We start from the raw sequence: 22,636 nt of genomic DNA on the forward strand, positions 1-22,636 counted from the left end.
GGGCGGCCCGGCTACTTCCTCTTGCTGGTCACCCACAGGTTGATGACGCCCTCGATGACGACCGTGCCGTCGTCGCGCACGCCCTTGACCCGGACCGGCAGGTCGCCCTCGGCGGTGTCCCACTGCTCCTGGTCGGTCTCGGCCGTGCAGGTGATGTCGCTGGTCGCCTTGGCGGTGTAGGCGACTTCCATCCCCTTGGGGATCCACCGCTTGTCGCGCGGGATCGTCGCCTCCGCGAGCGCACCCATCGCCATCTCGAGGCCGTTGCACAGCGCGATCGCGTGCACCGTGCCGATGTGGTTCTGCACCCGGCGGCGCTTGGGGATGACGACCTCGGCGTAGTTGGGCCGCAGCTCGGTCACCCGCGGGTGAATGGTGGCGAAGTACGGCGCCTTCTGGCTGAACGCGAACGAGAACACCCGCTTGCCGAGGGTGCCGCCGACGACGGGCAGGCTCGTGGTGGTCTTCCAGAGGCTGTGGACCTGGGTCATGAACCCGAGGCTACTCGCCGGTAACAATGCCCGGCAAGGTGACCCCGGCTACGCCGCTAGGCGACACCGGCGGCCGGGGCCAGCAGCTCGACCCGGTTGCCCACTCCGTCGAAGGCGTGGCAGCGCTCGTGGCCCGCGAAGGTGTGCCGCTCGGTCCAGTCGACCGCGAAGCCGAGCCCGGCCAGCCGGGCGCCCGTCTCGTCGAGCGCCGCGACCGCGTCGAGGAGCAGCGCCGGGTGCGCCTTGCGGGCGGGCGCGAACGGCTCCTCGACGCCGATGTGGAGCTCGGCCGTGACCGCGCCCCGGTCGTCGTACGCCCGGAACCAGCAGCCGCCGCGTCCGGCGAGCGCGTCCGGCTTGGGCACCTCGACCAGGCCCAGACCCGTGCCGTAGAAGCGGCGGGCCTCGTCCTCTCCCCCGCGCGGGCACGCGACCTGGACGTGGTGCAGCCTCATCGCGGCCTCCGCGCCACGACGAAGATCCGCCGGAACGGCAGCACCACACCGCGCCCGTCGTCGGCGTACGCCGCCCGCAGGCGCCGCTTGAGCTCGTCCTCGAAGCCCGGGCGCAGGTCGTCGGGCAGCACCTGGAGGGTCGGGCGCGCGCCCGTCCCGGAGACCCAGGTGAAGACCGGGTCCGGGCCGTGCAGCACGTGGAGGTACGTCGTCTCCCACGCGTCGACCTCGCAGCCGAGGTCCTGCAGCGCCCGCAGGTACGTCGCCGGGTCGTGCGAGCTCGGGACCGCGACGCCGTGCAGGTGGGCGGCGTACGGCTCCTCGGCGGCGAGCTCGTCGCGCAGCGTGTGGCTCGGCTCGCCGAAGTTGCCGGGCACCTGGAAGGCCAGCCAGCCGCCCGGCGCGACCGCGCGCACCAGGCCCGGCACCAGGTCGAGGTGGCCGGGCACCCACTGGAGCATCGCGTTGGACACGAGGACGTCGACGCCGCCCTCCGGCGCGCTCGCCAGCCAGTCGCGCACGTCGCCCTGGACGAACGTGATCCGCTCGGCGGCCTTTGTGTCGGAGGCTGCGCGCACCATGGCGGCACTGGAATCGATGCCGGTGATCGCAGCGGCCGGCCAGCGGTCAGCGAGGAGGGAGGTGAGGTTGCCGGGACCACAACCGAGATCGACCACGACCCGAGGGTCGAGCGCGTCCAGGCGACCGACGAGATCGACGAACGGCCGGCCCCGTTCGCCGGCATAGGCGAGGTAGCGCTGCGGATCCCACACGGGACCGGTGGCGGCGCTCATCGGGCGACCTCCGCTCGCTCGGCGACGAACTCCAGCACGAGGGCGTTCACCGCGGCGGGCCGTTCGAGCTGGAGGAAGTGCCCGGCGTCGTCGACCACCGCGACCCGGCTGCCCGCGGGGAGCCGGTCGCCGATGCGGGCCGCCCAGCGGGCGTCGAGGCAGCCGTCGTCGGCGCCGTGGAGGTAGAGCAGCGGTACGCGCGGCGGGCCGACCCAGTCGCGGGCCAGCGGTCGGTAGCGCGCGGGCAGCCGCCGGACGCGGGGCTGCGCGCGGTAGTAGCCGAGCGCCGCCGCCTTGCGGGCGTCGTCGGGCAGCGCGGCGGCGAGGTGCGCCAGGTCGGTGGTCGCGTCGTAGCCGGGCGACCACCGCCGCCACAGGTGCGCGACGAGGCGGTCGAACGCGCGCTCGGGCAGGCGTGGGAGCTGGTTGAAGAGCGTGTACCAGCTCAGCGCGGCCTGTCGCGGCAGGATCCGCAGCCAGTGGATCGCGTCGTCGCGGCGCGGGTTCATCGCAGCGATCGGCGGGACCGACAACGCCACGACGGCGCCGAACGGGTTCGCCGTGGAGGCGGCGATGCCGTTGGCGGTGATCGCGCCCCAGTCGTGACCGACCAGCACCGCGCGGTGGTCGCCGCCGAGCGTGCGGTGCAGGCCGAGCGCGTCGTCCATGAGGGCCGGCACGTGGTAGCTGCCGTCGGCCGGGAGGTCGCTGGGCGCGTAGCCGCGGGTGAACGGCGCGACCACGCGGTAGCCCCCCTCGGCGAGCGCGGGGCCGAGGTGGCGCCAGGTGTGGGCGGTGTCCGGGAAGCCGTGCAGGAGCAGAGCCAGCGGCCGTCGTACGTCATCGGGGTCGCCCCAGGTCAGGCTGGCCAGGGTGACCGGTTCGAGGGCGGTGCGGTGCTCGGTCATGGGGCGAGCGTACGTCCAATTTATCTTGACATCAAGATTCTCGACCCACCCGCTACACTGCGGTCATGGCGGAGCGGGACGAGGTCGACTCCCTGATCGAGGCGTGGGCGCGCGAGCGCAGCGACCTCGATCTGGCGCCGGTCGCCGTCTTCAGCCGGATCGCGCGGGTCTCCCACCACGTCGACAAGGCGCGCCGGCACGCGTTCACCACCCACGACATCGAGCCCTGGGAGTTCGACGTGCTCGCGGCCCTGCGCCGCGCCGGGTCGCCGTACGAGCTCTCGCCGGGGCGACTGCTGCGCGAGACCCTGGTGACCAGCGGGACCATGACCAACCGGGTCGACCGGCTGACCACCCGCGGCCTGGTCGAACGCCATCCTGACCCCTCCGACCGCCGTGGCGTCCTCGTCCGGCTCACCCCCGAGGGCAAGGACGCCGTCGACGGCGCGTTCGCGGCCCTCCTCGACGCGGAGCGCGAGCTCCTCACCGGCCTGTCCGCGGACGACCAGGCCGAGCTCGCGGGCCTGCTGCGGCGGCTGCTGCTGCCCTTCGCGGGCTGACATCGTGCCGCGCCTGCGCAGCGACCTGGGGATCGTGCTGCTGTCCGTCGTGATCGCGGCGGTCGTCGTGCTCGCCCAGATCCCCGGCGTGGCCGGCACGATCGGCGCGGCGACGCTCCCCTGGGCCGGCTTCCTGCTGGTCCCCCTGGTCCTGCTCGCGCTCCTGCGCCGGTCCTGGTCGTCGCTGGCCGCGCCGGTCGCGCTGGTCCTCTGGGCAGTCGCGCTCGCGCCCGTGCTGCCCGCCGTCCTGTCCTCGCGGCCGGACGCCGACGGCACCCCGGTCACCTTCGCGAGCCAGAACGTCGAGGCTCGATCAGGCACCTCCGCCGAGTCGGCCCGTACCCTCGCCGGACTCGACAGCGACGTCATCGCCCTGACCGAGATGGACGCGTCCGCCCGCGCCGAGGCGGCCGAGGCCCTGGCGACGTCGCACCCCTACGCCTACACCGCCGGCACGGTCGGCCTGTGGAGCGTCTACCCCCTCAGCAACACCGAGGGCCTCACCCTCGGGCTGTCCTGGAAGCGCGCCCTGCGCGCGGACGTCGCCGCACCCGGCGGCAGGGTCCGGGTCTATGTCGTCCACGCCGCCTCGGTCCGTCCGGGCCAGCAGGCCGGGCGCGACGCCATGCTCAGCAACCTGGCCGACCTCATCGACGCCGACGACTCCCCGCGCCTGGTCGCGATGGGCGACTTCAACGCGGCGACGACGGACCCGGCGCTCAAGGGCGTCCGCCGCAACCTGTCCGAGCCGCGCTCGACCGGGCTGTCGTTCGGGTTCACCTGGCCGGCCCGGTTCCCGCTGGTGCGGATCGACCACATCTTCGAGCGCGGCCTGACCGTCCTCGAGACCCGGGTCGCCAAGGCCGGGTCCAGCGACCACCGCGCGGTGCTCGCCACGTTCGACGACTAGTCGGCCTGGTCGCGCTGGTCGAACTAGTCGAGCAGCTCCGCGGCCTCGAGCCACTCGAGCTCGGCCGCCTCCTTCTCCTCCTGGAGCGCGGCGAGCTCGGTACCGAGCGTGGTCAGCCGCTCCGGGTCCGTCGCGTGCGCGACGAGCGCGGCGGTCAGCTCGGCCTCCTGGGCGGAGAGCCGCTCGAGGACCTTGTCGAGGCGGGCGACGGCCTTCTTCGCCGCGCGCTCCTCGGCCGATCCGGCCCGCGCCTTGGGCGGGGCCGCCGCGGCCGCCACGGCCGGCGCTGCGGCCGCTGCAGCCGCCGCGGCCGGAGTCGGCGCCCGGACCGCGGCTGGCGCGGGAGCCGGGGCGGCGTCGTGCCGCAGAATCTGCCGGCGGCGCTCGAGGTACTCCTCGACCCCGCGCGGCAGCATCGAGACCTGCCCGTCGCCGAGCAGCGCCCAGACCGAGTCGGTGACGCGCTCGAGGAAGTACCGGTCGTGCGAGACCACCACGAGCGTCCCCGGCCAGCCGTCGAGGAAGTCCTCGAGGACGTTGAGGGTCTCGATGTCGAGGTCGTTGGTGGGCTCGTCGAGGAGCAGGACGTTGGGCTCGGTCAGCAGCAGCCGGAGCAGCTGGAACCGGCGGCGCTCGCCTCCGGAGAGGTCACCGAGGCGGGCGGTGAGCTTGTCGCCGGTGAACCCGAAGCGCTCCAGCATCGAGGTCGCGCTGATCTCGCCGTCGGCGGTCTTGGCGACCCGGCGGATGCCCTCGACGGTGTCGAGCACGCGGGCCTCGGGGTCGTCGAAGTCGACGTCCTGGGAGAGGTGCTGGAGCGCGACCGTACGGCCGTGGCGGACCTTGCCGACCGAGGGCGCGGCCGCGCCGGACAGCAGCGACAGGACGGAGGTCTTGCCGGCGCCGTTGACGCCGACGAGGCCGATCCGGTCGCCGGGGCCCAGGCGCCAGGTCGCGTGGGACAGCAGCTGGCGGGTCCCGCGGGAGAAGTCGACGTCCTCGAGGTCGATGACGTCCTTGCCGAGCCGCTGGGTGGCGAAGCGCTGGAGCTCGAGGCGGTCGCGCGGCGGCGGGACGTCCTCGATGAGGGCGTTGGCGGCGTCGATGCGGAACTTCGGCTTGGACGTGCGCGCGGGGGCTCCGCGGCGCAGCCAGGCGAGCTCCTTGCGGACGAGGTTCTGCCGGCGTACCTCCGAGGCGGCGGCCTGGCGCTGGCGCTCGGCCTTGGCCAGGACGAACGCGGCGTAGCCGCCCTCGTAGGTGTCGACGACGCCGTCGTGCACCTCCCAGGTCTGCTCGCACACCGCGTCGAGGAACCAGCGGTCGTGGGTGACGACGACGAGCGCGGACGACCGCGCGGCGAGGTGGGCCGCGAGCCACGCGACCGCCTCGACGTCGAGGTGGTTGGTGGGCTCGTCGAGGATCACGAGGTCGTGGTCGCCGAGGAGCAGCCCGGCCAGCGCGCAGCGGCGGCGCTCGCCGCCGGAGAGGCCGGCCACGGCACGGTCGAGCTCGACCCCCGCCAGCAGGACGTCGACGATCTCGCGCAGCCGGGAGTCCGCGGCCCACTCGTGGTCGGCCATGCCCTGGAGCACGACCTCGCGCACGGTGTGGGAGTCCTCGAAGTCGTCGTGCTGGGTCAGCACACCGATCAGGATGCCGCGCTGGCGCGAGACCCGGCCGGCGTCCGGCTCCTCGGTACCGGTGAGAATGCGCAGCAGCGTCGTCTTGCCGTCGCCGTTGCGGCCGACGATGCCGATCCGCTCTCCCTCGCCGATACCGAGCGAGACGTCGGTGAGCAGGGGGCGGACGCCGAAGGACTTCGAGATCCGCTCCAGGTTGATCAGGCTGCGGGGCTCAGGCATAGGTCACCACGTGGGCACCGGCGACGGGTCCCGGGGCGAGGGTGCACCGGTAGCCGCGCTCGGTCAGGTCGGCGGCCGCGGCCCGCGCCTCCTCGACGCCCTCGTGGAGCATCAGGAGGGTGGGGCCGGAGCCGGAGAGGAGGACGCCGTCCGGGCTGAGGCTGCGCAGGGCCACCTCGACGTCCACGAGGTCGGGGCGCAGGTCGCGCGCGGCGGGCCAGAGGTCGTTGGCGAGGAGATCGCCGATCTCGTCGGCGTACCCGCCGGCGAGGGCCTCGATCAGCGCCTCGGGGACCGGGGGGTCCGCCGGGGCGTCGGGCGAGAGCTCGTCGAAGTGGCGGTAGACCGCGGGCGTGGAGAGTCCCTCGTCGGAGAGGACGACGACCCACCACACCGAGCTGGTGTCCTCGACGGGCGTGACGAGCTGGCCGTGGCCGGTCCCGAGCGCCGTACCGCCGACGAGCGCGAACGGCACGTCGGAGCCGAGGGTGCCCGCGATGCGGAGCAGGTCGTCGTCCGAGGTCTGCAGGTCCCAGAGCCGGTCGAGCGCGAGCAGCGTCGCGGCGGCGTCGGCCGAGCCGCCGGCCATGCCGCCCATGACCGGGATCCCCTTGGCGATGGTGATCGCGGCCGCGCGGTCGATGCCGTGGTGGGCGGCGAGCGCCCGGCCCGCGCGGATGGCGATGTTGTCGTCGTCGAGGGGTACACCGGCGACCGGCTCGGCCAGCTCGACCGACCACGTCGCGGCGTCGGTCACCGAGACGTCGTCGTAGAGGCCGACGGCCTGGTAGACGGTCGCCAGGGGATGCAGCCCGTCGGGACGAGGACTGCCGACACCGAGGTGCAGGTTGATCTTGGCGGGAGCACGCACGGTCACGGCGTCCTGGGTCATCGAGCGGCCTCCGGGGTCTGCTGCAGGGCGACCGCGATCGCCACGAACTGGTCGATCCCGAGAGCCTCGCCGCGGGTGAGGGGGTCGATGCCGGCGGCCCGCAGCGCGGCCTCGGCCGCGTCGGCACTGCCGGCGAGGTCGCGCAGCGCGCCGCGCAGCGCCTTGCGGCGGTGTGCGAAGGCGGCGTCGATGACGGCGAACACGGTCTCGCGGGAGACCTGGTCGGTCGGCGGCTCGCGGTGGGTCCACGCGACCAGGCCGGAGTCGACGTTGGGGGCGGGCCAGAAGACGTTGCGGCCGATCGAGCCGGCCCGGCGTACGTCGGCGTACCAGGCGGCCTTGGCGGACGGGACGCCGTACGTCTTGGAGCCGGGGGGCGCGGCCAGCCGATCGGCGACCTCGGCCTGGACCATGACCAGGCCGTGCTTCAGCGACGGGAGCAGGGCCATCAGGTGCAGCAGCACCGGCACCGAGACGTTGTAGGGCAGGTTCGCGACGAGCGCCTGCGGCGGCGGGCCGGGGACGTCGGTGACCGACAGCGCGTCCGCGAGGACCACCCGGAACCGCTCGGCCTGGGCGGGCGCGTACGCCTGGATGGTCGTCGGCAGCTCACCGGCAAGCAGTGGATCGACCTCGACCGCGGTCACCTCGGCCCCCACCTCGAGCAGAGCGAGGGTCAGCGACCCGAGCCCCGGACCGACCTCCAGCACCACCTCGCCCTCACCCACCCCGGACTCCCGGACGATGCGGCGCACGGTGTTGGCGTCGATCACGAAGTTCTGCCCGCGCTGCTTGGTCGGGCGCAGGTCGAGGCGTGCCGCCAGCTCCCGAACCTCCGCCGGGCCCAGCAGCCGCGGTGCGGAGGTGTCAGCCATGCGCCCAGCCTAGTGATCCCCGCCGAAGGAGCACGTTCCGGCGGCCGAAGTGACACGTTCCGGCGGTCGAGGGTGCACCTTCGACCGCCGGAACGTGCTCCTTCGCGCGCCGGAACGCGCGACTTCGTCAGCGGGGGAGGCCGAGCTTGGCAGCGCAGCCGGGCCAGGCGCCGTAGCCGCCGGAGGCGTTGCGGACCTTGGTCGCGATGGCGATCTGGGTCTCGCGGGAGGCCTGGTGCGGGAGGCCGGTGCCGCCGTAGGCGCGCCAGGTGCCGGCGTTGAACTGGAGGCCGCCGTAGTAGCCGTTGCCGGTGTTGATGGCCCAGTTGCCGCCGGACTCGCACTGGGCGAGGCGGTCCCAGACGGTGTTGCCGCCGGCGTAGTTGGCGGTGACCTGCTCCTTGGTGCCGACCCGGACGACCTTGGTCGTGGGCTTGCGGGTCACGTCGGCGGTCAGGACGACGCGCCGGACGACCTCGCCGTTGCGGACGGTGACCTTGTAGGTGACGTCGCGACGACCGTCGGCGCCGGCCTCGACGACCTTGGTCTCGCCCTTGAACATGGCGTCGTCCTCGATCTCCTTGACCGGGGCACCGACGACCTCGCCGGCGACCTTGCGCTGGCGGACCTCGATGTCGGTGAAGACGATCCGGTCGCCGTCGGCGATCGCGGCGTCGCGGGCCGGGCGGGTGCGGTCCTGGGCGTCGAGCTCGACGCCGACCGCGGTCAGCGCCTCCTCGACGGTGAGCGCGGGGACCTCGCGGGTGATCGGCTTCTTGCCGGCCAGCGCGAAGGTGAGCTTCTTGGGGGTGACGACGTCGATCTCGGCGCCGCCACGGTCGATCGTCATGCCGCGGCTGGTGGAGAGCCGGCTGTCGGCGTACACCGTGCCGATCTGGGCGAGCGCGCCGTCGACATCGGTGGCGGTGACCCAGTGGGTGCTGGTCTCGCCGTCGACGGTGAGCTCGATCGGGCGGCTGTAGAGCACCGCGATCTTGTCGCCGGAGCGGATCTCCTCGTCCAGACCCGGCTGGACGACGTCGCGGTCGGACACCTCGATGCCCTCGTCCCGGAGCACGTCGCCGACGGTGTCACCCATCGTGGACACGGCGCGCGGCTTGCCGTCGACCGAGAGGGTGACCTCCGTGGTCATCGCCGAGTAGCCCCAGGTGACCGCCGAGACGGCCACGAGAACGGTGGCGACGGTGGCGGTGAGGGCGACCCTGCTGTGGGCCAGCTTCAGAACGGTTCCCTTGAGGGACTGGGCAAGGTCGTGGCGTGCAAGTCGCACGATTCTCCGAACGTCGTACTCCCCGGGCCTCGGCCCGACCAGCTCGTTCCCGAGTGAGCTGGACGGTCGAAACTGCCTCCGATCCCGGCCTTCAGTCGTCCACCACAACGTGAGTCAGGGGCGGATTGCAACTTGGCGAGGGGTCTTCCGGCGGGTCGCGGTGAGCGGAGTCACGCCGAGAACGCCCCATCCGTCACACCTGTCACAGCCCCCGGAATTTCCAGGAACTACCAGGAACCACCGAACGCAGCCTCGGTCGCAGCGTCGATCGCGGCGCACAGCTCGCCCAGGTCCTCGCCCCGCTCGGCCGCCATCGCGCGCACCGTCACCGGCACCAGGTACGACGCATTGGTGCGCCCGCGGTAGGGCATCGGCGTCAGGTACGGCGCGTCGGTCTCGACGAGCAGCCGGTCGCGCGGCACGATCCGCAGCGCCTCGCGCAGCGGCGCCGCGTTCTTGAAGGTCACCGTCCCCGCGAACGAGAGATAGGCACCGCGGTCCAGGCAGGCCCGCGCGAACGCCGCGTCGCCGGAGAAGCAGTGCATCACCCAGCGGTCCGGCACACCCTCGCTGTCGAGCACCTCGAGGACCTCGTCGTGGGTCTCGCGGTCGTGGATGACGAGCGTCTTGTCGAGCCGCTTGGCCAGGTCGACGTGGCGGCGGAACGACTCCACCTGCACCGCGCGGCCGTCGTCCCCGGTGCGGAACGAGTCGAGACCGGTCTCCCCCACCGCGCGCACCTTGGGGTGGGCGCCGGCGAGCCGCTCGATCTCGTCCCACGCGGCCTCCAGGGCGGCACGGCCGTCGTGCTCGAGGATCCGCGGCGCCTCGTTGGGGTGCAGCGCGACACCGGCGACGAGCTCGGGGTGCTCCTCGGCCGCGGCGACCGCCCAGCGGGCGCCGGGCAGGTCGCAGCCGATCTGCACGATCCGGCGTACGCCGACCGCGGCCGCGGCGTCGATCGCCTCGCGCGCGTCCCAGGGCACATCGCCCCGGCCGATGTCGAGGTGGCAGTGGTTGTCGACGACGGGGTGCGGCAGCGGCTCCGGGACGGGCGGGCGCTCGTCGGTGCTCACGACGCCGTGGAGCGGACGCGGTCGAGGATCGCCTCGGCCAGCGCCTCGGGCGCCTGGGTGGGGATCCAGTGCGAGATCCCGTTGAGCTCGACGAACCGGTACGGCGCGTCCACCAGGCCCGCGGTGCGCTCGACGCCCCAGCGGCCCAGCGCGATGTCGTCGTCGCTCCACACCATCGTGGTCGGCACGGTGACCTTGCGCCGGGTCAGCCGCGGGTCGGCCAGCGGCAGCGCGCGATACCAGTGGAGCGCGGTGGTCAGCGCCCCGTCGTCGACGATCTCGGCGCGGAAGCGGGCGATGTCGTCGGCGGTCATGCCGGCGGTCCGCAGCTGCTTGTCGAGGAAGCCGCCGGGCGTGCGGGCCAGCCGCTCGGGCAGGAAGGGCACCTGGAACGCCAGCATGTACCAGGACTTCAGGCCCTGGGTGGAGCGCACCATCGAGGTCAGGAACGCCTGCGGGTGCGGCACCGACACGGCCGTGAGGCTCGCGACGAGCTCGGGGTGGTGCATCGCGATGAGCCAGGCGGGGATGGCTCCCCAGTCGTGGCCCACGGCGTGCACCCGGCCGCCGGCCTGCTCGGCGAGCGCGCGGACGTCGCCGAGCAGCTCGGTCATCCGGTAGTCGCGGCGCCGCTTCGGACGGGCGCCTCGGGAGTAGCCGCGCTGGTCCATCGCGAGCGTGCGGTAGCCCGCCTCGTGGAGGATCGGCGCCACCAGGCGCCAGCAGTCGGCACGCTCGGGGAAGCCGTGGAGCAGCACCACGACCTCACCGTCGATCGGGCCCTCGTCGAGGACGTCGAGCACGAGGCCGTCGCGCTGGACGGTCGTGATCCGGGCCGGGGTCGTGAGCTCAACCATCGATGTGCACCACCTGGTAGACGTCGCGCTTGGGGAGTCCAGCCTGCACGGCGACCGCGGCGATCGCCTCCTTGCGCCGCATGCCGGACTCCTCGAGCGCGGCCACGGCCGCACGCAGGCTGTCCGGGTCGGAGGCGACGGCGGTGCCGGGGGTCGCGCCGGTGACGACGATGGTCACCTCGCCGCGGATCCCCTCGGCCGCCCAGTCGACGAGCGCGGCGAGCCCGTCGCGGCGTACCTCCTCGTGGGTCTTGGTCAGCTCCCGGCAGACGACGGCGGCCCGGTCGGGGCCGAAGGCGTCGCGCATCGCGGCCAGCGCGGCCTCGGTGCGGTGCGGCGCCTCGAAGAACACCATCGTGCGCTGCTCGCCGGCGAGGTCCGCGAGCCGCCGGGACCGCTCCCCCGCCTTGCGCGGCAGGAAGCCCTCGAAGCAGAACCGGTCGACCGGCAGCCCCGACACGGCCAGCGCCGTGAGGACGGCGGACGGCCCGGGCACCGCGGTCACCCGTACGCCGGCCTCGACCGCCGCCGCGACCAGGCGGTAGCCCGGGTCGGAGACACTCGGCATCCCGGCGTCGGTCACCAGCACCACGCGCTCGCCGGCGACCAGCGCCTCGACGAGCGACGGCGTCCGCGCGGCCTCGTTGCCCTCGAAGTACGACACCACGCGTCCGGTGAGCTCGATGCCGAGGTCGGTGACCAGGCGGCGCAGGCGGCGGGTGTCCTCGGCAGCGACCACATCGGCGCCCGCGAGCTCGGCGGCGAGCCGGGGCGGGGCGTCGCCCACCTGACCGATCGGCGTGCCCGCCAGCACCAGGACTCCACTCACGTCCCGATCCTTGCAGACCGGTTGCGTAGGCTTCCGCATCGTGACCGTGACCGGCCTCTCCCGCACCGCGCTCGGGCAGCGCGTGCCGCTGGCCGTCGAACGCGCGGTGAACCCGCTGCGCCGGCTCGGGCGCCGCGAGAAGCTCGTCGGCTGGCTCGCCCCGATCGCGCTCACCCTGCTGGCGTTCGCGCTGCGGGTGGTCGGGCTCGGCAACCCCCACCGGTTCGCCTTCGACGAGACGTACTACGCCAAGGACGCGTGGTCGCTGCTCAACAACGGCTACATCCAGACCTACGTCGCCGACGCCGACGGCAACACCAAGACCGACATCAACGCCGACATCCTCTCCGGGCACACCCAGGGGATCTGGACCGGCGACCCGTCGCTCGCGGTGCACCCGGACGTCGGCAAGTGGCTGATCGCGCTCGGCGAGAAGGCCTTCGGCATGGACCCGTTCGGCTGGCGGATCGCCTCCGCCGTCGCGGGCGCGCTGATGGTGCTGGTGATCTGCCGCCTGGTCCGCCGGATGACCGGGTCCACCATGCTCGGCTGCGTCGCCGGCACGCTGCTCATGCTCGACGGCCTGCACTTCGTGCTGTCGCGGCTGGCGTTGCTCGACATCTTCCTCGCGCTGTTCCTGCTCTGCGCGGTGTCCTGCCTCGTCGCGGACCGCGACTGGCACCGGGCACGACTGGCCAGGCTCGCCCGTCGTACGGACGACGGGGTGGCGCTGAGCGGGTGGGGCCCCCGGATCCTGTTCCGGCCGTGGCTACTCGCCGCCGGCGTCTGCTTCGGCCTCGCGATCGGGACCAAGTGGACGGCGGCCTACCCCCTCGCCGCGCTGGGCGTGATGTGCTGGCTGTGGAGCGCCAACGCGCGCCGCTCGCTCGGCATCCGCTGGGCCGTCGCCAAGGGCGCGCTCGTCGACGGCATCCCGGCGTTCCTGCAGCTGGTGATCGTCGCGATCCTCGTCTACATCGCCACCTGGGGCGGCTGGCTCGCGCACGCCGACCAGTACGAGGAGCACCTCAGCTCGACGCAGTACCGCCAGTACACGGGGCAGGGCCACTGCGCCAAGGACGACGACTCCTACGTCGCCACGAACCTCGACACCTCCAAGAAGTGGCCGACCGCGACCGAGAAGGACGCGAGCGGCCTGGGCGAGGTGTGGCAGTCGCTGCGCTCGCTCTGGTACTACCACCAGGACGTCTACACGTTCCACACGCACTTCCTGAACTGCTCGACGCACTTCTACGAGTCGAAACCGTCGGGGTGGCTGCTCATCAACCGGCCGGTCGGCGTGGCCGTCACCAACGACATCCCGCCGAGCACGCCGGGCTGCGACGCCCCCGCCGGCAGCGACTGCATCAAGCAGGTCCTGCTCATCCCCACGCCCGTGCTGTGGTGGGGCGGCGTCGTCGCACTGCTGTTCTCGGTCGTGATGTGGATCGGCGCGCGCGACTGGCGCTACGGACTCGCGGTGGTCGGGGCGTTGTCGACCTGGCTGCCCTGGCTCATGTACGACGAACGCCCGATCTTCCTGTTCTACGCGATCGCCGTGCTGCCCTTCACCGTCATCGCGATCACGCTCAGCATCGGGACCCTGATCGGGCCCTCGCGCGCGCCCTCGGCACGTCGTACGGCGGGGGTGATCGTGGGTGGGGCGTTCGTGATCCTGACGCTGGTGAACTTCGCGTGGTTCTACCCGATCTGGACCAACCAGATGCTCACGCACCGGGAGTGGCTGGACCGGATCTGGTTCTCCCGCTGGATCTAGCCGCACGGGCTAGCTGCGCGGGATAGCCGCGCGGGCTAGTGCTCGCGCAGCGCCCTGACCAGGCGCGCCTTCCTCATGTACGAGCGGCCCTCGATGCCGAGCTCGCTGGCGCGCTTGCGCAGCTCGGCGACGGTCCACTCCTCGTAGGGCTCGGCCTTGCCGCCGCGGCGGCCGACCGTCGAGGCACCCTCGGCGGCCATGGCGTTGGAGATCCGGGCGGCCTTCTCCTTGCTGGCGCCGTCGTCGCGCAGCGCCTCGTAGGCGTCGGGGTTCTTGACACTGGGTCCGGGGGTCTTGCGGGGCATGGCCCCTCGTTACCCGCGCTCCCGCAAGGAAGACGGGGCCGAGGGACACCGCGACGGCGGTCGTACGCCGAGCACGCTCACCGTGGGCGGTCCCGCCCGGAGAGCGGGACCACCGCCCACATCACGATGAACGCCAGCGCGACCGCCGCCGCGGCGGTCAGGGCCTCGGTCCGGCCGAGGACGACGTCGAAGACCAGCAGCACCACCGCCGTGGAGACGAGCGCCAGGCCGGCCAGCCCGGCCAGTCCGCACAGGTGCGCGGCGCGCACGATCCAGTCCCGCTCCCCCTGCCGGAACAGGAGGCGGTGGTAGCAGACGGGCGCGACGATCACGAGGGTCGTGAGCACCGCCGCGACGAGGATGCCGAGGTACACCCGCTGCTGGAATCCGGTCAGCGACGTGAACCGCTCGGTGAAGGGCACCGTGAGCAGGAAGCCGGTGAGGATCTGCACGCCCGTCTGCATGACGCGCAGCTCCTGCAGCAGCTCGTTGAGGTTGCGGGTGATCTGCTGCGGCGGCCGGTCCCGGCGGTCCATGCGCGTCCGGTACCCGGATACCGTCCGCCGACCCGGGTACGGCCGACGGAGCCGTCAGTGCGTTCGGCTGGCGGTGAGGTCGTCGAGCAGCGCGTCCAGCAGACGGCGCAGACCCGGGTGGCTGACATGCCCCTCCCGAGCCACTTGGATCAGCCGCTCGGCGACCTCCCGCACCTTGACGTTGCGGTTGCGTGACCACCACTTGAGCATGGCGAAGGCCGCGTCGGCGTCGAGGCCGTAGCCGAGCATCAGGATGCCCTTGGCCTGCTCGATCGTGTCGCGCGCCTTGGCCGAGGCGGCCACGGCGGCGTCGGCGGCGGCGCTGGTCTCGGCCTCCAGCTCGGGGGTGAGGTCGAGGTAGTAGCCGACCAGGCGGTCGGCGCGGCCGCCGGAGCGGTCGCCGTCGTACTGACCCTCGCCGGCAAGCACGACGTAGCGGACCTGGTCGTGGACCAGGATCCGGTAGTAGACGTTGAACGGCTCGCCGTCGGCGATGGCCTGGCTCAGCGTGGCCTGGAAGAGCGGGCGGTCCTGCTCGTGCTTGTGCTGCATGATCAGCTCGGTCGTCGGCTCGGCCTCGCCCGGCGCGTAGCCGTGGATCGCCGAGACGTCGTCGTCCCACTCCCAGGCCTCCGTGGCGACGTGGTACACGAATCGCCCGGTCTGGCGGGGCGCTTCCGCCCGTTGCGTCGTCATCGTTCCTCCGCGGTCGGTGCGGACGGCGACGACGCCGTCTGCGAGCACCACTATCCCGAATCGGGATCGTGATCGCACAACGGCGCACGGGCGGGACGGCGGCGAACCGCCGTCCCGTCCGGCTGTGCGGACCCTGCGGCCTCTGCGGCCTCTGCGGCCTCTGCGGCCTCTGCGGCCTCTGCGGCCTCTGCGACCTAGGCGGCGGAGGGCGCGCGGTCGTCGTGGCCGAGCGAGCGCCGCAGGTCGGTGAAGATCCGCTGGAGGAGACGCGAGACCTGGACCTGGGTGACACCGAGCTCGTCGGCGATCTCCTGCTGGGTGAGCTGCTCGTAGAACCGCATCCGCAGGATCCACCGGTCGCGCGGCTTGAGCCGGCGGCAGGCCGGGCCGAGCATCACCACGGCCTCGCTGCGCTCGAACCCGGGGTCGTCGTCCGGCAGCAGGTCACCGAGCGGGCTTCCGGTCGCGGCGATCGGCTCGTCCAGCGAGGCGGCGTGGGCCAGGTCCCCGCAGGACCGGGCCTCCTCGACCTCGGTGACCGGGCAGGCGAGCTCGGCGGCGAGCTCGTCGGCGTGGGGCGACCGGCCGAGCTGCTGGGTGAGCTCGTCCTCGGCGGCGACCAGGCGCGGCCGGATCTCCTGGATCCGGCGCGGGGGCCGGACCGCCCAGGAGACCGAGCGGAAGTGTCTCTTCAGCTCGCCCAGGATGCTCGGCACGGCGAAGACCAGGAGGTCGTCACCGCGCTCGGGGTCGAAGCCCTGGACCGCGCGGGTCAGGGCGAGGCAGGCCACCTGCTCGAGCTCGTCGAGGCCCTGACCGCGGTTGCGGTAGCGCGACGCGAGAGAACGGGCGACCGGGATGTTGAGCACGATGACCTCCTCGAGGAGGCGGTCGCGCTCGGCGCCCGTGAGATCACGGGCGGCGGCGAGAAGTCGGGCGGTGCGGGCCTTGCGCTCGGCCGGACCGACATCGAGAGGTTTGAAGGCAGTAACGGTGGACACGGTCTACTCCCGGAATCGGAAGTGATGTGGCGGTGGGCTTGGCCACGTGCTGCGTGCAGCGTTCTTCTCGAACATAGCCTCTTTCAGGGAGGGACACCACCCGGAATGACTAGTCACCATGGTTCCGAAGAATCACCAAGGAGAGGACGACGATTCCCATAACGGACGGGTCGTTCGAGGGTTTTACTAGAGGAAGGGCGCAACCGGCGCCCGCATCATCCGGAGTCTCTCCGGCGGAGGTCGTGGTGGAGCAGATCGTCGTGGCTTTGAGCCCGTTCACGCGTCGCAGCCGCTCATTTGCGGTCAGCCACGTCGAACAGGGACTCATCCGCGGCCTCGAGCCGGGCGAGCACGTCGTCGTCCACGACCCCGAGGCCGACGAGCACTTCACCGCCGTCGTGGCCGACATCGCGTTCGAGCCGGCCGACACGTCGTACCGGCTCGAGATCGGGACCCGGATCACGGCCGCCGAGGCCGAGGAGTGGCTGGCGCCCCCGCAGGGCGACGACCGGCTCACGACCCAGGACATCGTGGCGCTGCTCGAGGCGCTGCGCCGCAGCGAGCGCGACGTCTCCGCGGCCCTCGCCGATCTCCGCGTCCGCTGAGCGCACGCGCGCCCCGGCCGATCGATCCCCGGTGACTAGTTCCAACTGACCATCCGCCTGGGCCCACCGGCCGGACCTTGGTGACAGGTCTCGATGTTCTCGGCGCGGTGCCCCAGAATCGTTCCGTGGCAGCTCAGAATCCGATTCGCGTGTACATCGTCGACGACCACGAGGTCGTCCGCCGGGGCGTCGCCAGCCTCCTGTCCACGGACCCGGAGCTGGAGGTGGTCGGGCAGACCGGCAGCGCCAGCGTCGCGCTGCGCGAGATCCTCGAGCTGCGGCCGGACGTCGCCGTGCTGGACGCCAACCTCGCCGACGGCACCGGCGTCGACGTGTGCCGCGAGATGCGCGCCGTCGACCCCGAGATCAAGGGCCTCATCCTCACGACGTACGACGACCCGGACGCCATCTCGGCGGCCATCCTCGCCGGCGCCTCGGGCTACGTGCTCAAGAAGATCGAGGGCAACTCGCTGCTCAACGGCATCAAGCTCGTCGCCGGCGGCCACTCGCTCATCGACCCCGCGGTCGCGAGCCGGGTGGTGGAGCAGATGGAGATGCAGCGCCGCTCGCTCGACGTCGTGTGCGAGCTGACCCCGCAGCAGCGCAAGATCTTCTTCCTCATCGCCGAGGGGATGACCAACCGCCAGATCGCCGAGCAGCTCTACCTCGCCGAGAAGACGGTCAAGAACCACGTCACCGGGCTGCTCAGCCGGCTCGGCCTCCAGCACCGCACCCAGGCCGCGCTCCTCGCGGTCCGGCTGCGGGGCGCGGAGAGCGCGACCACGTCGAGCCCGGTCAGCACGCCGGCCGCCGCCCCGGCGCCGGTCGTGCCGGGCGGCTACACCGCCGAGCGCCGCGTGGGCTGAGCGCAGCCCCCGCCGTACCGAACGCGAAAGAACCCCCAGGAGCCTGGCTCCTGGGGGTTCTTCCTGCGCTGCCCTCAGAGGGTGAAGCGGCCGACCATCTCGCGCAGCTCGCCGGCCATGCCGGTCAGCTCGGTGGCGGAGGTCAGCGTCTGCTCCGCACCCTCGCGGGTGTGGGCGGCGGCGGTGGCGACCTGGGTGACGTCCTCGGCGATGCCGTTGGCGCCGGCCGCGGCCTCGGTCACCGAGCGCGCGATCTCGTTGGTGGTGGCGGTCTGCTCCTCCACCGCGGAGGCGATCGTCGACTGGATGTCATTGATCCGCGCGATCACGTCGGCGATCCGGCTGATCGCCGAGACGGCGCCCTGGGTGTCGCTCTGGATGGCCTCGATCTTCTGGCCGATCTCCTCGGTGGCGCGGGCCGTCTCCTTGGCCAGCTCCTTGACCTCGTTGGCGACGACCGCGAAGCCCTTGCCGGCGTCGCCGGCCCGGGCCGCCTCGATGGTCGCGTTGAGGGCGAGGAGGTTGGTCTGCTGGGCGATCGAGGTGATCACCTTGATGACCTGGCCGATCTCGGCGCTCGACTCCCCCAGCGAGGCGACGGTGCCCTGCGCCTCGGAGGCCACGGTCACCGCGTCGGTGGCGACGGTGGCCGCCTCCGTGGCGTTCTTGGCGATCTCGCGGATCGAGGCGGTCATCTCCTCGGCCGCGGTGGCCACGGTCTGGATGGACGCCGAGACCTGGACCGACGCGCTCGACGCGGACGCCGCCCGGTCGGAGGTCGTGGTCGCGCCCTCGCCCATGCCCTCGGAGAGCGACGTGAGCTGGTCGGCCGCGGCGGCCAGGGACTCCGCCGTACCGCCGATATTGCCCATGCTGGTGCGCAGCGTGCCGAGCAGCGTGCGCAGGCCCTCGGCGACCCGGCCGACCGCGTCGTCGCCCTCGATGTCGAGGGTGCGGGTCAGGTCGCCGCCGGCCGCGGCCGAGACGACGTCGAGCATCTGCTCGACCTTGCCCGCCAGCACGGCCGCCTCGGCCCGCTCCCGGGTCTCGCGCTCGATCCGGCTGACCGCCTGGGACACGAGGCGCCCGACGTTGCGCAGCGACTCGAGGCGCTGCGGGCTGGGGTCGAGGGTCTCGGTGGCGAAGAAGTCCATCGTGCCGACGACCTCGCCGGCGACCATGATCGGGAAGCAGACGCCCGACTTCACGCCGACCTGCTGGGCGACGGGAGCCCGCACGCAGTCGGTCATCTCGCCGATGTCGCGGGTGAAGTAGAGGTCGCGCTGCGCCCAGGCCCGGCCGGAGAGGCCCGTGCCCTCGGCGAACGAGGCCTGCAGCGTGACCCTGCGGAACTCCGGGCCCGCGTCGCCGGACTCGCGGTCGAACTTGAGCAGCCGGTCGGCCGGGTCGACCTTCCAGTACGAGCCGTAGGCCCAGCCGAACTCGCCACGGACCGTGTCGAGGGTGCTCTGCACGGCGGCCTCGACGTCCTGCGCGGAGCCCAGCGTGGCGAGGATCTTGTTGACCGCCGAGGTGTCGGCCGCCGACTCCGCGCGCTCGCGCTCGGTGCGCAGCCGGTCGGTGATCACGTCCCAGGTGGCCATCGCGCCGACGTACTCGCCGGAGGTGTCGCGGATCGCGGAGACCAGCAGGTCCAGGGTCTCGGGGCCGACCTTGATGTCCGCACGCCGCGGCAGGTGGTCGGCGGTCGCGAGCAGACCGCGCTGGTAGGCGGGGTTCTTGTGGAAGACGTCGAGGCTGGAGCCCACGATCTCGTCCGCACGCACCGGCAGGTGCTCCTCGAGCCCGCGCAGGGTCTCCAGGGAGGCCGGGTTCATGTAGCGGATGACGAAGTCGCGGTCGGCGAACATCATGTTCGTCGGCGAGTTCTCCATCATCGAGGTGGCGACCGCCATCTCGCGCTCGGCCTGGACCTTCTCGGTCACGTTCTCGAACGTGATGAGCGCGCCGAGGTACGTGCCGGACGCGTCGTGGATCGCGCTGAGCAGCACGTCGTGGATCGAGTTCTCCCCCGTGACCCGGTCGCTCAGCGGCAAGCGGGCCGCGGTCGCGGTCACCGCGGCGCCCAGCTCCTCGTGGGTGTAGATCGCCTCGAACGACATGCCGACCAGGGTGTCCGGGTCGACCTGCGGGATGTCCGGGCCGCCCGCGGCGAGCTCGCGCCGCGCGGTGCTGTTGACGAACCGGATCCGGTAGTCGGGGTCGACGACGAACGCGCCGGCCTCCATGGCGTCGTACAGCGTGTAGTCGGCGGACGCCGCAGCCGGAGCCGCGGCCTTGGTCGTCCTCTTGGCGGGACCGGTGCCGTTCACCGGCGCGTCCAGGATCTCGGTCACGGGTTTCCTCCGGGGTTGTCGGGCGCGGCGTTCACGTCGACCGCGCGGTCTGCGTCGAGGACGAGCAGGATGGAGTCGGGCAGGGGGCGCACCCCGCGCACGACGTCCTGCACCTCTCGCGGCAGGTTCGAGGGCGCCGGCTGGGGATCCACGCCGGCGGTGTCGATGACGTCGCCGATGTCGTCGACGAGGAGGCTGACCACCTCGCCGCGACTGCGGACGATCACGTTCATCGGTAGGCGCTCGGCATCCCTTGGGGGGAGACCGAGCCGGACGCGCAGGTCGACCGCCGTGACGATCTGGCCGCGCAGGTTGATCAGCCCGCGGACGGCCTCGTCCGCGCGCGGCACAGGCGTCATCGGCTGGTGCCGGATGACCTCCTGCACCTCTTCGACCGCCACCCCGAAGAGCAGGTCGGAGACCCAGAACGTGCAGAGCTGCTCGGTGCTCATGCCGACACCCCCGAACGGGCGACGACGGCCGCGAGGTCGACCAGGTCGGTGACCCGGTCCTGGACGACGGCGCTGCCGCTGACGCCGCTGCGCCGGCCGACCTGGCTGGCGGTGACCGCCACCTCGACGACGTCGAGGACCCGGTCGATGACGATGCCGACCGCACCGGCGGCCGCACCGGCCGTCTCGTGGACCACCACGCTGATCTGCTCGCCGCGGTCGCTGGTGTCGGGCAGGCCGATCGCCGCGGCGAGCCGGACCAGCGGCAGGATGCCGTCGCGGTACTGCACCACCTCGGCCGTCCCGCTCCGCTCCACGCGGTCGCGGGCGAACTCCTCGAGCCGGGCCACGGCCGCCAGCGGCAGCGCGGCACGCCGGCCGTCGGCGACCTCCAGCACCAGCAGCGCCTGGCGGTCGTCGGTCACGCCGGCCCGGGTGTCGGCGGCCTCGTCCTGGACGGCGGTCACGCCCGCGGTGCCGGCGATCCCGGCGACATCGAGGATGAGCGCCACCCGGCCGTCGCCCATGATCGTCGCTCCGGCGTACGTCGACAGCCCCTTGAGCTGGCGGCCGATCGGCTTGACCACGATCTCCTGGGTGTCGTGCACCTCCGAGACGCACAGGCCGAAGCGCAGGTCGTCGGACTGCAGGACCACCACGGTCAGCGCCTCGTCGGGCGCGGGCTGCGCACCGCCCAGCGTCTCGGCCAACGACACCAGCGGGAGCAGCTTGCCGCGCAGCCGCAGCACGGCGGCTCCGGCGATCCGCTCCACCTGGCGGCGTACGTCGTCGCCCTCGATGCGGACCAGCTCGACCAGGTTGGCCTGCGGGATCGCGTAGCGCTCGCCGCCCTCCCCCACCACCAGGGCCGGGATGATCGCCAGCGTGAGCGGGATCCGGACGCGCGTCGTCGTACCGGTGCCGGGCTCGGAGGACACGTCGACACTGCCACCGATGCGCTCGATGTTGGTGCGCACGACGTCCATGCCGACGCCGCGACCGGAGATGTTGGAGACCGCCGCGGCCGTCGAGAAGCCGGGGCGGAAGATCAGGCCCAGCACGTCGCGCTGGTCCATCCGGGCGAGCTGGTCGCGCGTGATGATCCCGCGCTCGACGGCGATCGCCCCGATCTTGGCGGGATCGATGCCCTTGCCGTCGTCCGCGATCTCGACGACGACCTGGCCGGACTCATGGTAGGCGCGCAGGCTCAGCGTGCCCTTGGCCGGCTTGCCGGCGGCCCGTCGTACGTCGGGGGGCTCGATGCCGTGGTCGAGCGAGTTGCGCACCAGGTGGGTGAGCGGGTCCTTGACCGCCTCCAGGAGGCTGCGGTCGAGCTCGGTCTCGTGGCCGTCCATGACCAGCTCGACCTCGCGGCCGAGCTGGTGGGACAGGTCCCGCACGACGCGCGGGAGCTTGGACCAGACCTGGCCGATGGGCTGCATCCGGGTCTTCATCACCGACTCCTGCAGCTCGCTCGCGACGAGGTCGAGGCGCTGGCTGGCACGCACGAGCTCGACGTCGGCGGAGCCGAGGCTGCGCTGGAGGAGCTGGTTGCGGGTCAGGACGAGCTCGCCGACCAGGTCGACGAGGTCGTCGAGGAGGTCGACGTCCACGCGGACGGAGGCGTCGACGACGGCGCGGCGCTCCGGCTCGGGCTCGGTGGGCTCGGTCGGCTCGGTGGGCTCGGTGGGCTCAGCGGGCTCGGGGGCGGCAGCGACAGGCTCCGGCTCCGGCGCAGGCACGGGCTCGACCGGCGCGGGCTCGGGCTCGACGGCGACCGGCGCGGGCTCGGGCGCGGGCGCGGGCTCGGGCGCGGGCTGGGCCTCGGGCTCGGCGAGCAGCCCCTCCAGCACCGCGACGACCGGGTCGACGGCGACGGTGGGGTCGACGTCCGTACCGCTCTGCTCGATGGCGCCGAGCAGCGCGCGGACCGTGTCCACCATGCTCAGGAGTGCCTCGGCGATGGGCGGGGTCATCACGGTCTCGCCGTCGCGCAGCCGCGAGAGCAGGGTCTCGCCGACGTGGGTCAGCGCCTCCAGGCGGTTGAACGCCAGGAAGCCGCTCGTCCCCTTGATCGTGTGGATCGTGCGGAAGATGCTCGAGAGCCGCTCGCGCGAGTCGGGCTGGCGCTCGAGCTCGACGAGATCACGGTCCAGCTGGTCGAGGTTCTCGTGGGACTCCACGAGGAACTCGGCGATGATCTCGGCGTCGTCGTCCACGACCGTCCTTTCGGCGCGG

General features: G+C 72.7%; 23 protein-coding genes. 5 read left to right on the forward strand and 18 right to left on the reverse strand.

From position 1 onward, the window contains the following. Nucleotides 1-11: 11 nt before the first annotated feature. The 4 genes from CCO04_RS06500 to CCO04_RS06515 are packed head-to-tail and all read right to left on the reverse strand — an operon-like array spanning nucleotide 12 to nucleotide 2,648. On the reverse strand, nucleotides 12-491 hold the full coding sequence (locus tag CCO04_RS06500) for a hotdog fold domain-containing protein (protein ID WP_215813305.1): 480 nt from the start codon (nucleotides 489-491) through the stop codon (nucleotides 12-14). A gap of 56 nt (nucleotides 492-547) precedes the next feature. Further along, on the reverse strand, nucleotides 548-946 hold the full coding sequence (locus tag CCO04_RS06505) for a VOC family protein (protein ID WP_215813306.1): 399 nt from the start codon (nucleotides 944-946) through the stop codon (nucleotides 548-550). Next, entirely contained in the window at nucleotides 943-1,740 is a 798-nt protein-coding gene (locus CCO04_RS06510; RefSeq protein WP_215813307.1) for a methyltransferase domain-containing protein, read from the reverse strand. Before CCO04_RS06510 ends, CCO04_RS06505 begins: the two co-directional genes overlap by 4 nt. Then, a complete protein-coding gene (locus CCO04_RS06515) occupies nucleotides 1,737-2,648 on the reverse strand; it encodes an alpha/beta fold hydrolase (protein WP_215813308.1) in 912 nt (303 codons plus the stop codon). Before CCO04_RS06515 ends, CCO04_RS06510 begins: the two co-directional genes overlap by 4 nt. Nucleotides 2,649-2,713: 65 nt before the next feature. Between CCO04_RS06515 and CCO04_RS06520 the strand changes: the two genes are divergently transcribed. Then, a complete protein-coding gene (locus tag CCO04_RS06520) occupies nucleotides 2,714-3,208 on the forward strand; it encodes a MarR family winged helix-turn-helix transcriptional regulator (protein WP_215813309.1) in 495 nt (164 codons plus the stop codon). A gap of 4 nt (nucleotides 3,209-3,212) precedes the next feature. After that, nucleotides 3,213-4,118 carry an endonuclease/exonuclease/phosphatase family protein gene (locus CCO04_RS06525; RefSeq protein WP_215813310.1) on the forward strand — a complete coding sequence of 302 codons (906 nt, stop codon included), beginning with the start codon at nucleotides 3,213-3,215 and terminating at the stop codon, nucleotides 4,116-4,118. 23 nt (nucleotides 4,119-4,141) lie between these two features. On the opposite strand, the gene CCO04_RS06530 is transcribed toward CCO04_RS06525, so the two are convergent. The 7 genes from CCO04_RS06530 to rsmI all read right to left on the reverse strand — a co-directional run bounded on the left by CCO04_RS06530 (nucleotide 4,142) and on the right by rsmI (nucleotide 11,842). Next, nucleotides 4,142-5,983 carry an ABC-F family ATP-binding cassette domain-containing protein gene (locus tag CCO04_RS06530; protein ID WP_215813311.1) on the reverse strand — a complete coding sequence of 614 codons (1,842 nt, stop codon included), beginning with the start codon at nucleotides 5,981-5,983 and terminating at the stop codon, nucleotides 4,142-4,144. Continuing rightward, the gene (locus CCO04_RS06535; RefSeq protein ID WP_215813312.1) at nucleotides 5,976-6,875 is read right to left on the reverse strand and encodes a 4-(cytidine 5'-diphospho)-2-C-methyl-D-erythritol kinase; all 900 of its coding nucleotides are present in this window, start codon (nucleotides 6,873-6,875) and stop codon (nucleotides 5,976-5,978) included. The genes CCO04_RS06530 and CCO04_RS06535 overlap by 8 nt, the downstream gene beginning before the upstream one ends. Further along, nucleotides 6,872-7,750 (reverse strand): 16S rRNA (adenine(1518)-N(6)/adenine(1519)-N(6))-dimethyltransferase RsmA, encoded by an 879-nt coding sequence (rsmA, locus tag CCO04_RS06540; RefSeq protein WP_215813313.1) that lies wholly within the window; start codon nucleotides 7,748-7,750, stop codon nucleotides 6,872-6,874. The genes CCO04_RS06535 and rsmA overlap by 4 nt, the downstream gene beginning before the upstream one ends. Nucleotides 7,751-7,877: 127 nt before the next feature. Then, nucleotides 7,878-9,041: a resuscitation-promoting factor gene (locus CCO04_RS28350; protein ID WP_215813314.1), complete on the reverse strand. Its 1,164-nt coding sequence runs from the start codon at nucleotides 9,039-9,041 to the stop codon at nucleotides 7,878-7,880. 227 nt (nucleotides 9,042-9,268) lie between these two features. Continuing rightward, nucleotides 9,269-10,117 (reverse strand): TatD family hydrolase, encoded by an 849-nt coding sequence (locus CCO04_RS06550; RefSeq protein ID WP_215813315.1) that lies wholly within the window; start codon nucleotides 10,115-10,117, stop codon nucleotides 9,269-9,271. After that, a complete protein-coding gene (locus CCO04_RS06555; protein ID WP_215813316.1) occupies nucleotides 10,114-10,974 on the reverse strand; it encodes an alpha/beta fold hydrolase in 861 nt (286 codons plus the stop codon). The genes CCO04_RS06550 and CCO04_RS06555 overlap by 4 nt, the downstream gene beginning before the upstream one ends. Beyond that, the gene (rsmI, locus tag CCO04_RS06560) at nucleotides 10,967-11,842 is read right to left on the reverse strand and encodes a 16S rRNA (cytidine(1402)-2'-O)-methyltransferase (RefSeq protein WP_215813317.1); all 876 of its coding nucleotides are present in this window, start codon (nucleotides 11,840-11,842) and stop codon (nucleotides 10,967-10,969) included. The genes CCO04_RS06555 and rsmI overlap by 8 nt, the downstream gene beginning before the upstream one ends. Nucleotide 11,843: 1 nt before the next feature. On the opposite strand from rsmI, the gene CCO04_RS06565 reads away from it, so the two are divergent. Then, nucleotides 11,844-13,580 carry a dolichyl-phosphate-mannose--protein mannosyltransferase gene (locus CCO04_RS06565; RefSeq protein WP_257753855.1) on the forward strand — a complete coding sequence of 579 codons (1,737 nt, stop codon included), beginning with the start codon at nucleotides 11,844-11,846 and terminating at the stop codon, nucleotides 13,578-13,580. Between the two features lie 35 nt (nucleotides 13,581-13,615). Here the strand turns inward: CCO04_RS06565 and CCO04_RS06570 are convergent, their stop codons facing one another. The 4 genes from CCO04_RS06570 to CCO04_RS06585 form a co-directional block, all read right to left on the reverse strand. Then, nucleotides 13,616-13,885: a Rho termination factor N-terminal domain-containing protein gene (locus CCO04_RS06570; RefSeq protein WP_215813318.1), complete on the reverse strand. Its 270-nt coding sequence runs from the start codon at nucleotides 13,883-13,885 to the stop codon at nucleotides 13,616-13,618. Between the two features lie 77 nt (nucleotides 13,886-13,962). Continuing rightward, entirely contained in the window at nucleotides 13,963-14,421 is a 459-nt protein-coding gene (locus CCO04_RS06575) for a DUF6328 family protein (protein ID WP_215813319.1), read from the reverse strand. A gap of 54 nt (nucleotides 14,422-14,475) precedes the next feature. Next, the gene (locus CCO04_RS06580; RefSeq protein ID WP_215813320.1) at nucleotides 14,476-15,117 is read right to left on the reverse strand and encodes a PAS and ANTAR domain-containing protein; all 642 of its coding nucleotides are present in this window, start codon (nucleotides 15,115-15,117) and stop codon (nucleotides 14,476-14,478) included. Nucleotides 15,118-15,311: 194 nt separating this feature from the next. Continuing rightward, nucleotides 15,312-16,118 carry a sigma-70 family RNA polymerase sigma factor gene (locus tag CCO04_RS06585; RefSeq protein ID WP_215813321.1) on the reverse strand — a complete coding sequence of 269 codons (807 nt, stop codon included), beginning with the start codon at nucleotides 16,116-16,118 and terminating at the stop codon, nucleotides 15,312-15,314. Nucleotides 16,119-16,363: 245 nt separating this feature from the next. Between CCO04_RS06585 and CCO04_RS06590 the strand changes: the two genes are divergently transcribed. Both CCO04_RS06590 and CCO04_RS06595 read left to right on the forward strand, forming a co-directional pair. Then, nucleotides 16,364-16,723 (forward strand): hypothetical protein, encoded by a 360-nt coding sequence (locus CCO04_RS06590; protein WP_215813322.1) that lies wholly within the window; start codon nucleotides 16,364-16,366, stop codon nucleotides 16,721-16,723. 149 nt (nucleotides 16,724-16,872) lie between these two features. Beyond that, nucleotides 16,873-17,589, forward strand: a complete 717-nt coding sequence (locus CCO04_RS06595) for a response regulator transcription factor (protein ID WP_257753852.1) — start codon at nucleotides 16,873-16,875, stop codon at nucleotides 17,587-17,589. Between the two features lie 74 nt (nucleotides 17,590-17,663). On the opposite strand, the gene CCO04_RS06600 is transcribed toward CCO04_RS06595, so the two are convergent. Genes CCO04_RS06600 through CCO04_RS06610 form a run of 3 tightly spaced genes read right to left on the reverse strand, consistent with a single transcriptional unit; the run spans nucleotide 17,664 to nucleotide 22,617 of the window. Continuing rightward, on the reverse strand, nucleotides 17,664-19,946 hold the full coding sequence (locus tag CCO04_RS06600) for a methyl-accepting chemotaxis protein (RefSeq protein ID WP_215813324.1): 2,283 nt from the start codon (nucleotides 19,944-19,946) through the stop codon (nucleotides 17,664-17,666). Further along, nucleotides 19,943-20,398 (reverse strand): chemotaxis protein CheW, encoded by a 456-nt coding sequence (locus CCO04_RS06605; RefSeq protein WP_215813325.1) that lies wholly within the window; start codon nucleotides 20,396-20,398, stop codon nucleotides 19,943-19,945. Before CCO04_RS06605 ends, CCO04_RS06600 begins: the two co-directional genes overlap by 4 nt. Then, nucleotides 20,395-22,617: a chemotaxis protein CheA gene (locus CCO04_RS06610; protein ID WP_215813326.1), complete on the reverse strand. Its 2,223-nt coding sequence runs from the start codon at nucleotides 22,615-22,617 to the stop codon at nucleotides 20,395-20,397. The genes CCO04_RS06605 and CCO04_RS06610 overlap by 4 nt, the downstream gene beginning before the upstream one ends. Nucleotides 22,618-22,636 lie beyond the last annotated feature (19 nt).

The organism is Pimelobacter sp. 30-1 (assembly GCF_018831735.1).
GTDB lineage: Bacteria > Actinomycetota > Actinomycetes > Propionibacteriales > Nocardioidaceae > Nocardioides.

Coding starts and splice junctions, on each gene's coding strand:
- CCO04_RS06605 (WP_215813325.1), bottom strand. CDS start 20,398: ATGAGCACCGAGCAGCTCTGCACGTTCTGGGTCTCCGACCTGCTCTTC.
- rsmA (WP_215813313.1), bottom strand. CDS start 7,750: ATGGCTGACACCTCCGCACCGCGGCTGCTGGGCCCGGCGGAGGTTCGG.
- CCO04_RS06535 (WP_215813312.1), bottom strand. CDS start 6,875: ATGACCCAGGACGCCGTGACCGTGCGTGCTCCCGCCAAGATCAACCTG.
- CCO04_RS06580 (WP_215813320.1), bottom strand. CDS start 15,117: ATGACGACGCAACGGGCGGAAGCGCCCCGCCAGACCGGGCGATTCGTG.
- CCO04_RS06520 (WP_215813309.1), top strand. CDS start 2,714: ATGGCGGAGCGGGACGAGGTCGACTCCCTGATCGAGGCGTGGGCGCGC.
- rsmI (WP_215813317.1), bottom strand. CDS start 11,842: ATGCGGAAGCCTACGCAACCGGTCTGCAAGGATCGGGACGTGAGTGGA.
- CCO04_RS06570 (WP_215813318.1), bottom strand. CDS start 13,885: ATGCCCCGCAAGACCCCCGGACCCAGTGTCAAGAACCCCGACGCCTAC.
- CCO04_RS06575 (WP_215813319.1), bottom strand. CDS start 14,421: ATGGACCGCCGGGACCGGCCGCCGCAGCAGATCACCCGCAACCTCAAC.
- CCO04_RS06555 (WP_215813316.1), bottom strand. CDS start 10,974: ATGGTTGAGCTCACGACCCCGGCCCGGATCACGACCGTCCAGCGCGAC.
- CCO04_RS06505 (WP_215813306.1), bottom strand. CDS start 946: ATGAGGCTGCACCACGTCCAGGTCGCGTGCCCGCGCGGGGGAGAGGAC.
- CCO04_RS06500 (WP_215813305.1), bottom strand. CDS start 491: ATGACCCAGGTCCACAGCCTCTGGAAGACCACCACGAGCCTGCCCGTC.
- CCO04_RS06530 (WP_215813311.1), bottom strand. CDS start 5,983: ATGCCTGAGCCCCGCAGCCTGATCAACCTGGAGCGGATCTCGAAGTCC.
- CCO04_RS06515 (WP_215813308.1), bottom strand. CDS start 2,648: ATGACCGAGCACCGCACCGCCCTCGAACCGGTCACCCTGGCCAGCCTG.
- CCO04_RS06510 (WP_215813307.1), bottom strand. CDS start 1,740: ATGAGCGCCGCCACCGGTCCCGTGTGGGATCCGCAGCGCTACCTCGCC.